General features: G+C 73.3%; 13 protein-coding genes. 6 read left to right on the top strand and 7 right to left on the bottom strand.

Annotated elements, in window-relative coordinates; translation table 11 throughout:
• The first annotated feature begins 39 nt into the window (after nucleotides 1–39).
• Complete coding sequence (locus AB0447_RS08435) at nucleotides 40–345, top strand: 4a-hydroxytetrahydrobiopterin dehydratase (protein WP_366475765.1); 306 nt, start codon at nucleotides 40–42, stop codon at nucleotides 343–345.
• A gap of 11 nt (nucleotides 346–356) precedes the next feature.
• The gene (locus AB0447_RS08430; RefSeq protein WP_366475806.1) at nucleotides 357–1,100 is read left to right on the top strand and encodes a class I SAM-dependent methyltransferase; all 744 of its coding nucleotides are present in this window, start codon (nucleotides 357–359) and stop codon (nucleotides 1,098–1,100) included.
• A 170-nt stretch (nucleotides 1,101–1,270) separates the two neighbouring features.
• Here AB0447_RS08430 and AB0447_RS08425 read toward each other — a convergent pair whose 3' ends face one another.
• The 6 genes from AB0447_RS08425 to AB0447_RS08400 form a co-directional block, all read right to left on the bottom strand.
• Nucleotides 1,271–1,702, bottom strand: coding sequence for an RICIN domain-containing protein (locus AB0447_RS08425; protein ID WP_366475764.1), 432 nt, complete (start codon nucleotides 1,700–1,702; stop codon nucleotides 1,271–1,273).
• Nucleotides 1,703–1,713: 11 nt separating this feature from the next.
• Complete coding sequence (locus AB0447_RS08420) at nucleotides 1,714–2,562, bottom strand: aldo/keto reductase (protein ID WP_366475805.1); 849 nt, start codon at nucleotides 2,560–2,562, stop codon at nucleotides 1,714–1,716.
• Between the two features lie 165 nt (nucleotides 2,563–2,727).
• On the bottom strand, nucleotides 2,728–3,480 hold the full coding sequence (locus tag AB0447_RS08415) for an ABC transporter ATP-binding protein (RefSeq protein WP_366475763.1): 753 nt from the start codon (nucleotides 3,478–3,480) through the stop codon (nucleotides 2,728–2,730).
• Complete coding sequence (locus AB0447_RS08410) at nucleotides 3,477–6,383, bottom strand: ATP-binding cassette domain-containing protein (RefSeq protein ID WP_366475761.1); 2,907 nt, start codon at nucleotides 6,381–6,383, stop codon at nucleotides 3,477–3,479. Before AB0447_RS08410 ends, AB0447_RS08415 begins: the two co-directional genes overlap by 4 nt.
• Before the next feature lie 18 nt (nucleotides 6,384–6,401).
• Entirely contained in the window at nucleotides 6,402–7,673 is a 1,272-nt protein-coding gene (locus tag AB0447_RS08405) for an ABC transporter substrate-binding protein (protein WP_366475760.1), read from the bottom strand.
• Between the two features lie 146 nt (nucleotides 7,674–7,819).
• Nucleotides 7,820–9,643, bottom strand: a complete 1,824-nt coding sequence (locus AB0447_RS08400) for a long-chain fatty acid--CoA ligase (protein ID WP_366475759.1) — start codon at nucleotides 9,641–9,643, stop codon at nucleotides 7,820–7,822.
• A gap of 221 nt (nucleotides 9,644–9,864) precedes the next feature.
• Here AB0447_RS08400 and AB0447_RS08395 point away from each other — a divergent pair, with 221 nt between their 5' ends.
• Nucleotides 9,865–10,911: a hypothetical protein gene (locus tag AB0447_RS08395; RefSeq protein WP_366475758.1), complete on the top strand. Its 1,047-nt coding sequence runs from the start codon at nucleotides 9,865–9,867 to the stop codon at nucleotides 10,909–10,911.
• Nucleotides 10,912–11,037: 126 nt separating this feature from the next.
• Here AB0447_RS08395 and AB0447_RS08390 read toward each other — a convergent pair whose 3' ends face one another.
• Nucleotides 11,038–11,889: a LysR substrate-binding domain-containing protein gene (locus AB0447_RS08390; RefSeq protein WP_366475757.1), complete on the bottom strand. Its 852-nt coding sequence runs from the start codon at nucleotides 11,887–11,889 to the stop codon at nucleotides 11,038–11,040.
• A gap of 135 nt (nucleotides 11,890–12,024) precedes the next feature.
• Between AB0447_RS08390 and AB0447_RS08385 the strand changes: the two genes are divergently transcribed.
• The 3 genes from AB0447_RS08385 (at nucleotide 12,025) to AB0447_RS08375 (ending at nucleotide 14,351) form a co-directional block, all read left to right on the top strand.
• The gene (locus AB0447_RS08385; RefSeq protein WP_366475756.1) at nucleotides 12,025–13,182 is read left to right on the top strand and encodes a bile acid:sodium symporter family protein; all 1,158 of its coding nucleotides are present in this window, start codon (nucleotides 12,025–12,027) and stop codon (nucleotides 13,180–13,182) included.
• Entirely contained in the window at nucleotides 13,182–13,619 is a 438-nt protein-coding gene (locus AB0447_RS08380; RefSeq protein ID WP_366475755.1) for a (2Fe-2S) ferredoxin domain-containing protein, read from the top strand. The genes AB0447_RS08385 and AB0447_RS08380 overlap by 1 nt, the downstream gene beginning before the upstream one ends.
• A gap of 159 nt (nucleotides 13,620–13,778) precedes the next feature.
• Nucleotides 13,779–14,351: a CAP domain-containing protein gene (locus AB0447_RS08375; RefSeq protein ID WP_366475754.1), complete on the top strand. Its 573-nt coding sequence runs from the start codon at nucleotides 13,779–13,781 to the stop codon at nucleotides 14,349–14,351.

Below are 14,351 nucleotides of genomic sequence, written 5' to 3'. Positions count from 1 at the left end.
GTCACGGCCAGGGTTACGGTTACGGAGAAGGAGCCGCTGATGCCGAGTGAGCCGCTTTCGCAGAAGGAGATCGAGGACCGGTTGCGGGAACTCCCCGGCTGGGCCTTCGAGGACGACCGGATCATCCGTACCTACCGGCTGGGCACGCACTTCGCCGCCAGCGCCCTGGTCGCCCATATCGCTGCCGTCCAGGACGAGTTGGACCACCACTCCGACCTGACCCTCGGCTACAACACGGTCCGGCTGTCGGTGAACACCCACAGCGCGGGCGGCGCGGTCACCGAGACCGACTTCGAACTCGCTCAGCGGGTGGAGGGCATCGCGCCCGCCCACGGAGCGAGCTGACCGTGAAGCTGCTGGTCGACTACGACGCGGAGGCCGAGGCGTACGACGCGACGCGCGGCGGCCGCCCGCGCGCCGAGGCGGCCGCCCGCGCCGTCCTCGGCCTCCTCCCGCCGGACACCGCGACCCTGCTGGACCTGGGCTGCGGCACCGGCATCGTCACCACCCGGCTGACCCGGCCCGGCCTGCGGGTGTTCGGCCTGGACGCCTCGCCCGGCATGGCCCGGATGGCGGCCGGCCGCGGCGTCCCCGTCGCTCTGGCCTCGGCGGCCGCGCTGCCGCTCCCCGACGCGCGGGTGGACGCGGTCAGTGCGGTCTGGCTGCTGCACCTGCTGCGCGACCCCGGCGCGGTCGCGGCGGTGGTCGCCGAGGCGGGCCGCGTGCTGCGGCCGGGTGGAGTGTTCATCACCACCGTCGACAAGGACGCGGGGCACGACGTGGGCAGCGACGTCGACGAGGTGTTGGCCCCGCACCGGTGGGCCGGCGCGTCCGACGAGGCCGGGGCGGTCACGGCGTACGCGGCCGCGGCAGGGCTGCGGCCCTCCGGCCGGGCCCGCTTCCGCGGCCACGGCCAGGGCCGCACCCCCAGCGCGGTCGCGGCGGGCGTGCTGGCCGGCCGCTACGCCTCCCTGCTGGACCCGCACGGCACCGGTCCGACGGCGACGGAGGCCCTGGCGGCCCGTCTGAGAGCCCTCCCCGCCCCGGACACCCCGCGCGGCGAACCGACGTACGACCTGCGCGCCTTCACCCGGATCTGACCGGCCACAGGCCGCCGGACGCACCGACCGGGGCCCGGACCCCCGACCGGGGCCAGGACCCACCGACCGGGGCCAGGACCCACCGACCGGGGCCCGGCCGCACCGACCGGGGCCCGGCCGCACCGACCGGGGCCCGGCCGCCCCCACCGGGCCGGACCTCCCGACGGGTATCAGGCGGGCTGGAGGAGCCAGCCCTGGGAGGCGGCGTCGGTCTCCTCCCACTGGCGGGCGTACCCCTGCTCGTCCACGTCCAGCGGCAGCCCGCTGATGCACGCGATCAGCGAAACCACGCCGGGCGCGTCCAGGTGCTCCTCCAGCAGCCATTCCTGCGCGCCGAAGCCGTTCGCCTTCCACAGCTGGATCCGGGTGCCGCTCTCCGTGGCGGCACCCGCCACGTCCAGGCGTTTGCCGCTCAGCGCGTTCACGACGTGGCAGGTCCCCGCTCCCGGGTGCACCGGCACGATCTGCCACTGCTGCGCGCCCGGGACGGCCGGCGGGCCCTCCGGGCCCACCCGGACCCGCGTACCACTGCCCGTACGGCCGCCCTCAACTTCCAGTACCAGCCCGCTCGCCGCGTTCCGGAGCAGGTACACGCCCTCCACGCGCGTCCCCTTCAGACGTCGAAGACGGCCGGGTCGGGGCCGATCCGGCGGGCCGCCGAGCCGGTGCCCAGGGCGTCCAGCGCGGCCAGGTCCGTACCGTCCAGCTCGAAGCCGAAGACGTCCAGGTTCTCGCTGATCCGGGCCGGGGTCACGGACTTCGGGATCGCGATGACGCCCCGCTGCAGGTGCCAGCGCAGCACCACCTGCGCGGCGGACCGGCCGTGCTTCTCCGCCACGGCGGCGACCGCCGGCAGGGTCAGCAGTTCCTTGCCCTGGCCCAGCGGGGACCAGGCCTCGGTGGCGATGCCCAGTTCGGTGTGCACCGCGCGGAGTTCGGTCTGCGGGAACAGCGGGTGCAGCTCCACCTGGTTCACGGCCGGCACCAGCTCGCTCTCGGCACGCAGCCGGCGCAGATCGACCGGGCGGAAGTTCGACACGCCGACCGCCTTGGCCCGGCCGCTCGCGGCGATCTCCTCGAAGACCTTCCAGATGGCGAGGTAGTCCTCGCGCATCGGGCGCGGCCAGTGGATCAGGTACAGGTCCACGTAGTCCAGGCCCAGCTTCTCCAGCGAGGCGTCGAACTCGCGCAGCACGTTGTCGCGGTTCCACGTCTCGGACGGGCCGTTCCACAGCTTGGTGGTGACGAACAGCTCCTCGCGCGGCAGCCCCGAAGCGGCGACGGCCTTGCCGGTGCCCTTCTCGTTGCCGTAGATGGCAGCCGTGTCGATGCTGCGGTAGCCGGCCTCCAGCGCGGTTCCCACGGCCTGCTCGGCCTCGGCGTCCGGCACCTGCCAGACGCCGTAGCCGAGCTGCGGCATGAGCGTGCCGTTGTTGAGCTTGATCTTGGGGATCCCGGGGATGCCGGGGACCTGGTGGGCGTTGGCCTGAGTCACGTCTGGTCGTTCCCTCGCGGTCGGTGGGCGGTGGTCTGTGCCGTACTCCCGCCGACAACCGGCCGCAACACCGGCCTATTCCCGCAACGGCCGCCCCTCGCCCGGGCGGCACCTGCGACGGCAAGGCACCCTCTAGGGTGCGGAGCCCAGGTAGGCCTCACGCACCAGCGGGTCCGCGCGCACCGCCGCCGGCGGACCCTCCGCCAGCACCGTACCCAGGTCCAGGACCACCACCCGGCTGCACAGCTCCATCACGAAAGCCACGTTGTGCTCGACCAGCAGCACCGCACAGCCCTCCTCGGCCAGCCTCCGCACCACCGCCGCCAGCTGTTCCCGCTCCGGCGCGGACATCCCCGAGGCCGGCTCGTCCAGCAGCAGCACCCGCGGCGGGTCGGCGATGGCCCGCGCCAGTTCCACCATGCGCGCCCGGCCCACCGGCAGCCCGGCCGCGTACGTCCCACCCAGCGCGGAGAGCCCGCAGCCGGCCAGCACCTCCCCGGCCCGGGCGCGCCGCTCGCGTTCCCGGCGGCGCCGGTCCCGGATGCCGCCGCCCCGCCACTCCTGGGCGACGAGCAGCTGGTCGGCCACGCTGAGCTGGCCGAAGAGCTGCTGCCGCTGGAAGGTCCGGCGCATGCCGTGCCGGGCCCGCCAGACGGGGGAGCGGCGGGTGATGTCCGCCCCGTCCAGCAGCATCCGGCCCCGGTCCGGCCGCCGGATCCCGGACAGTACGTCGAACAGGGTGGTCTTGCCGGCCCCGTTGGGCCCGATCAGCCCGCACACCTCCCCGGCGCGGATGCCGACGGACACGTCGGTGAGTGCCCGGATCCCGCCGAACCGCACCCCGATCCCGGCCGCCTCCAGCACGTACGCACTGCTCTCGCTCATCGGGACATCCCCAGGTAGGCCTCGGTCAGCCGGTCCGTCTCCACCTCGGCGCGCGGGCCGCACCAGGTGACCCGGCCCTGGGCGAGGTAGGCGACGGTGTCGGCGATGCCGAGGATCTCCGCGGCCTTCTCCTCCACCAGCAGCAGTGCCGTCCCGGCGTCCCGGAGCTCGGTGAGCAGCACGTACACCTCGTCCACGATCCGCGGGGCCAGGCCGAGCGAGGGCTCGTCGGCGATGAGCACCTCGGGCGGGCGCTGGAGCAGCGGGGCGAGGGCGAGCATCTGCTGCTCACCGCCGGACAGCGACCCGGCGGGGACGCCGCGCCGCTCCGCGAGGCGGGGGAACCGGTCGTAGACGGCGGTGCGGGCGTCGGCATCGTGCAGGTACAGGGCGAGGTTCTCCTCGATGGTGAGGGCGGGGAAGATGCCGCGGCCCTCGGGTGCGAGGAGTACGCCGGCCCGGGCGCGGCTGACCGGCCCGTCGCGGGTGGCGTCCCGGCCGCCGATCCGCACGGTGCCCTCCGTGACCGGGAGGAGGCCGGCGGCGGTGCGGCAGGCGGTGCTCTTGCCGGCGCCGTTGGGGCCGAGCACCGCCAGGATCTCGCCGGGGCGCACCGCAAGGTCCACCCCGTGCAGAACGAGCCCCCCGTCGTACCCGGCACGCACCCCCCGCAACTCGAGCGCAGCCTCGCCGACACCCGGCGGCTGCGCGGGGCCTTCCCCCACCCCGCCCCTTCCCGAAACCGGGCTCTGCCCGGACCCGCGCCGCAAACGCCGGCGGGGCTGGGCGGGAACCGCCCGGCGGGCTGGATTGCCGTAGGCAACTCCAGCCCCGCCGGCGTTTGAGGCGCGGGGGTCCGGGGGCGGAGCCCCCGAAGGCGGGGTCCGGGGCGGAGCCCCGGTTACGGGAAGGGGCGGGGTGGGGGACGAGCCGCCCGCAGGGCCGCCCCCACCCCCGACAGCCGGCTCCGGGACGGGGCCGCGCTCCGCAGTGAGCGCCGCCCGCCGCCTGGCCCTTCGTACGGCCACCGCCGCGCAATACCCGTCCGGATCGTTCGCCAGCGCCAACCCCGCCAGCCCGAACAGGATCACCGGCAGGTGGGCCGACTCGGTCACGTAGTCGGCGAACAGCGTCGGCATCACCGCGAACACCAGCCCCGCCACCACTGCGTACTGCGGCCGCCGCACCCCCGCCGCGACCGCCACCGCCAGCCAGACCAGCCCGGTCATCGCGGTGAAGTCGGTCGCGGTGATGCGGGTGTTGTACGAGGCGTACAGCACGCCCCCGAATCCGGCCAGCCCGGCCGACACGGTGAACAGCAGCAGCTTCGTGCGCAGCACCGACACGCCCGAGGCCATCGCCGCGGCCGGAGCGGACCGTACGGCGAGCATGGCGCGGCCCGCCGGAGAGTGCCGCAGGGCGGTCAGGGCGGCCGCCACCGCGGCGGTGACCAGCACCAGCGCCACGCCCAGCGCCCGGTCGTCGCTCAGGTCCACCGGCCCGATCACCGGCCGCGGGATCACCCACCCCGAGTCGCCGTTGCGCAGCCAGCGCAGCTGGAACAGCACCTGGTCGGCGAGGAAGGCCAGCGCCAGGGTGGCCAGCGCGAGGCTGCGCCCGCCCAGCCGCAGCGCCGGCAGGGCGACCAGGGCGCCCAGCAGTGCGGCCGCGCAGGTGCCGACGGCGAGCGCGGCGACGAACGGCCAGCCCCGGCTCATCAGCAGCCCGGCGACCAGGGCCGCGCCCGTCACGAACGTGGCCTGGGCCAGCGACACCATCGCGCCGAGCCCGGTGACGACGGTGAAGGACATGAACACCAGGCCGATCGCGAGGCCTTGGGCGAGCAGCCCGCTCCAGAAGGGGGTGGTGACGGTGTAGAAGGCGGTGCACAGCAGGACTCCGCCCGCCGCCCACACCCCCCACCGCCGCCCCCACGACGCCGCGGCCAGATGGTCGAGCGGTGCTTCGTCGGCCGCCGCGGTGCCGGCCGCCCGCTGCCGCCGGGTGAGGACGAGCAGCCCGCCGAACAGGATGAGGAAGGGTACGGCGGTCCGGAACCCGGTGATCCCCTCGGCGAAGGTGGCGTACCCGGCGACCAGGTTCTGCAGCACCCCGAGGCCCAGCCCGCCCGCGAAGGCGAGCGGCACGGAGGCGAACCGCCCGATCACGGCCGCGGTGGCGGACACGAACAGGAACAGGGTGAAGTCGTGGGCGGAGAGCCCCAACAGCGGGGTGGCGAGTACACCCGCCAGCCCGGCCAGCCCCGACGCGATCATCCAGGCCAGCGAGGACAGCCGGTCCGCGCTGATCCCGCGCAGTTCGGTCAGGGAGCGGTTGTCGACGGCGGCCCGCAGCTGCAGCCCGAGCCGGGTGTGCCGGAGCAGCACCCACAGGGCGACGGCGACCACCGCCGTCACCACCCAGGTGATCAGCTGGTCGGAGTCGATGCCGACCCCGTCCGCGATCTGCCAGGACTTCGCCGGGCTGGGCCCCACCCCCGGCAGCCCGAACTGGTTCTCGGCGGGTTTCACGGGCGCGCCCGCCTCCGCCAGCAGCTCCACCAGCCACAGTCCGGCCGCCGGCAGGGCCACCAGCAGCCCGATGGTGGCCACGATCTGCGCCGTCTCGCCGACCCGCGCCAGCTTGCGGAACATCAGCCGGTCCAGCCCCCAGCCGAGGCCGGGGGCCAGTACGCACACCACCAGCAGGGCGGCCGGCACCGCCGGCCAGCCCAGCCCCGAGTGGAGTTCGTAGAAGGTGAGCGCGGACACGTACGCGGTGGCTCCGTGCGCGAAGTTGAACAGCCCGGACGCCGAGTACGACAGCACCAGCCCGGTCGCGAGCAGGGCGTACAGCGCGCCGGAGACCAGGCCGCTCAGCACGAAGACGAGCAGATCTCCCATGGGTGCGGACCCCTGCCCCTACTTGAAGGGGATGGGCTCGTGGCACTTGAAGGGGACGGAGACCTGGTACGCCCCGTTCTTCAGCACCACCAGCGCCCCGCAGCCGAAGCTGTCCTTCTGCCCCTTGGGCAGGCTCCGGTCGCCGACCAGGGTGCCGGTGTCGGAGAAGCCCTGCGCGGCGGCCTGGAAGGACTCCACGGTCAGTTCCTTGCCGGCCTTCTGGGCGATGGACAGGAACAGGTCGGCCGACATGTAGCCGGTCAGCATGTGCATGTTCAGCGGCACTTCCTTGCCGCCGGCCGCCGCCTTGATGTCGGCCTTGAACTGCGCCATCTTCGGGTTGTCGGACTCGAAGGGCTCGAACTGCAGCAGGACGTGGACCCCGTCCAGGGCCTGCTTGGTGGCGTCCTTGGCGAGCAGGCCCGGGTCGTAGTCGGTCGGATCGGACAGCACGCCCTTGAAGCCGGCCCGCTTGAGGGCGGTGAACAGGCCGATGTTGTTGGGCGTCTGCATGACCGAGATGACGGCGTCCGGTGCCTTGCCGCCGTTGCCGGAGAGGATGTCCTTCACGTACGCCGACCAGTCGCTGGGGACGGCGGTGGCGGGGACGCTCGCCTTGGCGTAGGCCACCGTGAAGCCGGCGCTGGCGAAGCCCTGCTGGAAGGTCCGGATGCCGAACTTGCCGGCGTCGCTGTCGTTGGCGATGACGGCGACGGACTTGCCCCGGGCGCCGCCGAGGACGGTGGCGATGCCTTCCGGCCAGGTCTGGTTGAGGGTGCCTCCGGGGGAGGGGACCAGGCAGCCGTTGAACCCGTAGATGTACTTGGGGCCGCAGAAGGACGGCAGGGTGCCCCAGCCGAAGGTGGGGACCTTCTCCTGCTCGAGGAAGTCGGCACCGGAGAAGGTGACGGAGCTCATCGGGGCGACCGCGAACACCTTGTCCTGCTGGACCAGTTTGCGGGCGGCCGCGTTGTTCTTTCCGGGGTCCTGGCCGTCGTCCTCCGCGCCCAGGTAGTCGATCTTCCGGCCGTGGACGCCGCCTTCGGCGTTGGCTCTCAGGTAGCGGGCCTTGGCGCCGAGGTCGGTGTCCTTCTTGCTGTAGCCGCTGCTGGTGGTCATGGACACGATTCCGCCGACCTTGATGGAGTCGGCGGTGATGCCGCGGGTGTTGCCGGCCGAGGGCTGCCCCGGCTTGCCGGGGCGGGTCCCGTTGTCGGAGGCGGAGTTGCAGGCGGAGACGAGGGCGAGCGCCGCCGCCGCGGCGGCCAGGGTGCGGATCGGTCGCAACATGTTCGGGTACCCCTCCGGTCGGAATTCCCGCATTCTGTGTGCGACCTGACGAACCGTCAAGAACTCGTGCAGTTGTAATTGACGGCACGTCAGATGATGGGTGGGGCGGGGGGACCGCTGCGGCGGGCCGGTGGAGCGGGGGTGCGTCAGGGCTGGTAGAGGGCGGCGATCTCGTGCGCGTACGCCTGCTCGATCGCCCGCCGCTTCAGCTTCAGCGAGGGCGTCAACAGCCCCCGCTCCTCGGTGAACTGCTCGGCCAGCACCCGGAACGAGCGGATCGACTCCGGCTGCGACACCCGGCTGTTGGCGGCCGTCACCGCCCGCCGCACCTCCGCCGACAGCTCCTCGTCCCGCACCAGCTCCGACGCGGCCATCTGCGGCCGCCCCCGCATCGACAGCCAGTGCGCCACCCCCTCCGGATCGAGGGTGACCAGAGCGGAGATGTACGGCCGGTCGTTCCCGACGAGCACGCACTGCGAGACCAGCGGATGCGACCGCACCCGCTCCTCCAGCGCACCGGGGGAGACGCTCTTGCCGTTGGAGGTCACCAGGATCTCCTTCTTCCGCCCGGTGATCGTGAGATAGCCGTCCTCGTCCAGCCGCCCCAGGTCCCCGGTGGCCAGCCAGCCCCCGCGCAACACCTCCTCCGTCGACCGCGGATCGTTGAGGTACCCGGCGAACACATGGCCGCCGTGCAGCCATATCTCCCCGTCCTCCGCGATGTGCACCGTACTGCCCGGGATCGGGCGCCCGACCGTCCCGTACTTCGTCGCTCCCGGCGGATTCGCCGTCGCCGCCGCGCACGACTCGGTCAGCCCGTACCCCTCGAACACGGTGATCCCGGCTCCGTCGAAGAACAACCCGAGCCGCCGGGACATCGCCGAGCCGCCCGACATCGCGTACCGGACCCGGCCGCCCAGCGCCTCGCGGACCTTCCCGTACACCAGCCGGTCGAACAGCTGGTGCTCCACCCGCAGCGCGGCCGAGGGCCCTGGCCCGGTGCCGAAGGCCTTCTGCTCGCGCGCCTCGGCGTACCGTACGGCGGCCTCCACCGCCCGGTCGAAGGGGCCGGTGCGGCCCTCCGCCTCCGCCTTGCGCCGGGCGGCCGCGAAGACCTTCTCGAACACGTACGGCACACCGAGCACGAAGGTCGGCCGGAACGCGGCCAGGTCGGGCATCAGCTCGGCGGCCGCGAGCACCGGCTGGTGGCCCAGCTTGACCCCGGACCGGACGGCGGCCACCTCCACCATCCGCCCGAACACGTGCGCCAGCGGCAGGAACAGCAGCGTGGACGGCTCCTCCCCGGGCCCGCCCGAGAACACCGACTCCCACCGCCGCACCATGGTGTCGGTCTCGTACATGAAATTGCCGTGGGTCAGCACGCAGCCCTTCGGCCGCCCCGTGGTCCCCGAGGTGTAGATCACCGTCGCCACCGCATCGGGCGTGACCGCCGCCCGGTGCCGGTGCACCACGTCCTCGTCCACGTCCGCGCCGTCGGCGGCCAACCGCTCCACCGCGCCGGTGTCCAGCTGCCAGAGCCGGCGCAGCATCGGCAGCCGGTCGACGACCGAGCCGACGGTCATCGCCTGGTCCTCGTCCTCCACCACGCAGGCGGTGCACTCGGAGTCGTACAGGATCCAGTGCACCTGCTCGGCCGAGGACGTCGGATAGACCGGCACCGGCTGCGCGCCGACCGCCCACAGCGCGAAGTCGAACAGCGTCCACTCGTACCGGGTCCGGGACATGATGGCGACCCGGTCGCCGAACCGCACCCCCTGCGCGAGCAGCCCCTTGGCCAGCGCGAGCACCTCGTCCCGCAGCTCCGCCGAGGTCACGTCCCGCCACACCCCGCCGGTCTTCCGCCCGAGCACCACCCGGCCGGGCTCCTGCCGGGCACGCAGGAACACCGCATCCGCCAGCCCCCCGGCGGGGGCGGCGGTGACCACGGGTGGAACGCTCAACTCGCGCAAGGGCTCCGCTCCTCTCCGTATCGGCGCGGTGACGCTACCGCCACACCCGCCCCCACCAGGCCCGTTCGCCGAAAACCTCCACGAGATCCACTCACCGCCGTGTGTGTGATCCCTTCCACCGTCCGGCCCCGGGGCCCGGCATGTCACCACGGACCCGGCCGCCGCCCGTGGTGCGCTGTCGGGCGTCCCTCCCCACGGCCGAACCGAAAAGGTGGTCATTGATGCACAAAGCACGCATCCTCGCCGTCGCCGTACCCTCCCTGCTCGCGGTGGCACTGGCAGGGGCGCCCGCCCAGGCCGCTTCCACCCTCCGCCCGCCCACCCCGCACTGCCTGTCGCCCGAGGGCGAGGACCTCAACGAGCTGTTCCACGTCAAGGAGCGCATCATCGGCCCGCAGGCCTGCCGGACGGCCTTCGCCAAGGAGAAATGGGTCCGGTCCTCGCCGGCCTGGGAGACGGCGCGCGACCGTGCGACGGCCGTGTACCCCGCGGGGTACGAGACCACCCTCAGCTCGATCGAGGACCTCAAGTCCAAGCTGGTGAGCGTCACGTACGTGCAGGACATCGGCACGCCCGGCGAGGAGGCCTTCACCTTCGGCAAGCAGAAGGTGCTGCGCACCGGGGTCGGCCCGACCGGATACCCGTACGCGGCGTTCGTCTCGCCGCCGTTCGAGCCCCTGGACATCGGCTCGCACACGTCGACGGTGTTCGTCACCCTCAGCGCGGAGCACTGCGACGGCCTGGGCACCGACCGGGAGGAGAACTGCCTGCCCGAGGGCACCACCGCCTACACCGGGGACGACCCCTTCGAGGTCATCCCGCGGCCCAGGGACCAGCACTCGCCGCACGACAAGAAGCCGGAGAACGGGAAGCCGGAGTACGGCAAGCCGGACCTCGGCATCCCCGAGTACGCGAAGCCGGATCTCGACATCCCCGAGTACGGCATCCCCGAGTTCTGGAAGCCGGAGCACGGCAAGCCCGAGCACGGGAGGCCGGACCACGGTAAGCCCGAGAACGGCAAGCCCGAGAACGGCAAGCCGGAGAACGGCAAGCCGGAGAACGGCAAGCCGGAGAACGGCAAGCCCGAGAACGGGAAGCCCGAGAACGGCAAGCCGGAAAACGGCAAGCCCGAGAACGGTAAGCCGGAGAACGGTAAGCCGGAGAACGGTAAGCCGGAGAACGGGAAGCCGGAGAACGGTAAGTCCGAGAACGGCAAGCCGGAGCACGGCGAGGCGGAGCACGGGAACTTCTGGCCCCTCGGCGCCTGACCGCTCCTCAACGCCTGACCGGCCCGCAACGGCCAGCGGTCCAGACGCTCACAGGCCGATAGGTCGATAGGTCGATAGCCCCACGGCCACACGCCCGCAGGCCCGCACGCTCAGCCGCCCGGCTGCTCAAGCCGGGCGGCTGAGCCGGTCGCCGCCCGACAGGATCGCCGCGGCCAGTGCGTCCGCGGCGGCCCCGCCCTGCGGTCCGCGCAGCAGCGCGAACTCGACCGGGCCCAGCTCGGGCAGGCCCGGCACCCGCACCAGGCCCGGCGGGATCAGCCCCCGCGTGTGCGCCATCACGCCCAGCCCGGCCCGGGCCGCCGCGACCAGCCCGCTCAGGCTGCCGCTGGTGCACGCGATGCGCCAGGCCCGGCCGTCCCGCTCCAGCACCTCCAGCGCCCGCGCCCGGGTGATCCCCGGCGGCGGGAACGCGATCAGCGGCACCGGGCGGTCCGCGTCCAGCCGCAGGCCCTCCGCCCCGATCCACACCATCCGGTCCCGCCACACCAGCCGGCCCCGCTCGTCGCCCGGACCGCGCCGCTTCGCCAGCACCAGGTCCAGCCGCCCCGCGTCCAGCCGCTCGTGCAGCGTGCCGGACAGCTCCACCGACAGCTCCAGATCCACCTCCGGATGCTCCTGCCGGAAGCCCTCCAGGATCTCCGGCAGCCGGGTCAGGACGAAGTCCTCCGAGGCCCCGAACCGCAGCCGCCCGCGCAGCCGGGTCCCGGTGAAGAAGGCAGCCGCCCGCTCGTGCGCGGCCAGGATGGTCCCCGCGAACCCCAGCAGCGCCTCGCCGTCCTCGGTCAGCTCCACGCGGTGCGTGTCCCGCAGGAACAGCGGCCGCCCGGTCGCCTCCTCCAGCCGCCGCACGTGCTGGCTGACCGTGGACTGGCGCACCCCGAGCCGGCCGGCGGCCTGCGTGAAACTGAGCGTCTGCGCAACGGTGAGGAACGTACGCAGCTGAACCGGGTCGTACATAGGTCTACCGTACGCCGCTCATCACGAATCCCGATGGCAGTCAGTGCGGTGAACGGGGTTCCCGATCACCGCCCGGCCCGCGACCATGGAGGGGACCGTGGACCGCCCCCGAAGCAAGTGAGCCGAGCACCACACATGCGCCGCCCGCAGATACCGGCCTGGCTGCCGCTGGACCCGTACATCCTGGCCCTCGTCGGCACCGTCGCCCTCGCCGCCCTGCTGCCCGTCCGCGGCACGGCGGCCACCGTCGCCGGAGGAGCCGCCACCGGCGCCGTCGCCCTCCTCTTCTTCCTCTACGGGACCCGCCTCTCCACCCGTGAGGCCCTCGACGGCCTGCGCCACTGGCGCCTCCACCTCACCGTCCTGACCTGCACCTTCGTCATCTTCCCGCTCCTCGGCCTGGCAGCGAAGGGCCTGGTCCCCACCCTCCTCACCGGCCCCCTGCACAACGGGCTGCTCTTCCTCTGCCTGGTCCCCTCCACCATCCAGTCCTCCATCGCCTTCACTTCCATCGCCCGAGGCAACGTGCCCGCCGCGATCTGCGCCGGCTCCTTCTCCAGCCTGGCCGGCATCCTCCTCACCCCCCTGCTCGCCGCCGTCCTGATGGGCGGCACCGCGGGCGGCTTCTCGACCGACTCCCTCCTGAAGATCGTTCTCCAGCTGCTCCTCCCCTTCCTCCTCGGCCAGGCCCTGCGCCCCTGGCTCGGCGACCTCCTGGCCCGCCGCAAGAAGGTGCTCGGGTACGTCGACCGGGGCTCGATCCTGCTCGTCGTGTACACCGCCTTCAGCGCGGGCATGGCCGCCGGGATCTGGCGGCAGGTCAGCCCGGCCCGGCTCGGCGCACTGATGCTGGTGGAGGCGGCCCTCCTCACCGTCATGCTGCTGCTCACCTGGTACGGGGCCGCCCGCCTCGGCTTCGGCCGCGCGGACCGGATCGCCATCCAGTTCGCCGGCTCCAAGAAGAGCCTGGCGGCCGGACTGCCCATGGCCAGCGTGCTGTTCGGCGCCCAGGCGAGCCTGGCGGTGCTCCCGCTGATGCTGTTCCACCAGATGCAGCTGATGGTCTGCGCGGTCCTGGCCCGCCGCCGCGCCCAGGACGCCGACCCCGAAGCCGACACCGGGGCCACCACCGACACCCGGGCCACCGCCGACACCGAAGACACCGCTCACACCGGGGGCACCGCCGACACCGGGGCCACCGGGAACCCCGGGAACACCGGCGGCAGTCTCCCCGATCCCCAACTCCCGCCCCACCGCGACACGGAGTCCGCGGATACCGCTACCGTGCGGTAGTGACCTGGATACGCCCCGCCCTCGCCGCCCACGGCCCCCGCCCCTGCACCCTGGTGGTCTGCCGCGGCTGCTGCTGCGGCACGTCCCGCAAGAACCCCGGTACCGACCACGCCGCCCAACTGGCCCGGCTCGAGGAGGCCGCGGCCGGCTCCGAGGGCCGACTGGCCGTCCGTACGGTCGACTGCCTCGGCCCCTGCGCGCAGGCCAACATCATCGTGGTCCAGCCCTCCACCGAGGCCCGCCGCCGCGGCGCCCGCGCCACCTGGTTCGGCTGGGTCCTGGACGACTCGGCCACGGACGACATCACGGCCTGGGCCCTGTCCGGCGGCCCGGGCAGCACCCCGCTCCCCCCGGCCCTCACCCTCCACCAGGTCGACCCGCCCACCCCGGCCCCCAACCCGGACCGCCCGAAGAAGCAGCGCCGCAAAGGCCGCTGACCCGAACACCACCCGCACGCCCCGGTCCGGCGGCCGGGGCCGGATGGCGAACAGCAGGGCGGGATGCCAGGCTGAGGAGAGAAGGCACAGCGCCGGGGCGCCCCTCCACACCGCTCGATACCACTGTTCGTGCTCGTGTTCGCGGGAGGTGGAACCTCCGTGAGAAGCCACGCATCACGCACCAGAACCGCACTGAGCCTGGCGGTGGCCGGAGTTCTGTCGGCCACGCTCGTACCCGTCACCGCGCCACCGGCCTCCGCCGTGCAGTGCCCTGCCGCAGGCGCCGATGCGGTCGTCTGCCTCATCAACGCCGAGCGCACGCAGCGCGGGTTGCCGGCCCTGACCGGCAACCCGGCCCTGACGAAGGCGGCCCAGCAGCACGCCGCCGCGGCCGTGCAGTTGAAGTGGTGGGGACCGGGGAAGGACTCGCACACCAACCCGCAGACCGGCTCGACACCGCAGAGCCGCATCAAGGCCGCGGGCTACTGTCCCAACCCCCGCTCCTGGGGCGTCGCCGAGATCACCTACACCGGATGGGGCGGCTCCGGCACCCCGAAGGCCGCCGTCAACTGGTGGATGAACATCAGCACATGGGGCCACCGCCAGACCATCCTCGACCCGTCACTGCGCGAGGTCGGCCGCTGGGCCCAGGCCGGTGCGGCAGATCCGGCCGGAGCGAATGCGAGCGGGGCCGGAACCTACGTCGTGACCTTCGGGCGCTGCCAGCAGTGA

This window comes from Streptomyces sp. NPDC051211, from assembly GCF_040689505.1.
In the GTDB taxonomy this organism is placed as follows: domain Bacteria; phylum Actinomycetota; class Actinomycetes; order Streptomycetales; family Streptomycetaceae; genus Streptomyces.
The sequence above is the reverse complement of the archived record's forward strand: the minus strand, read 5'-3'. Positions and strand labels throughout refer to the sequence as shown.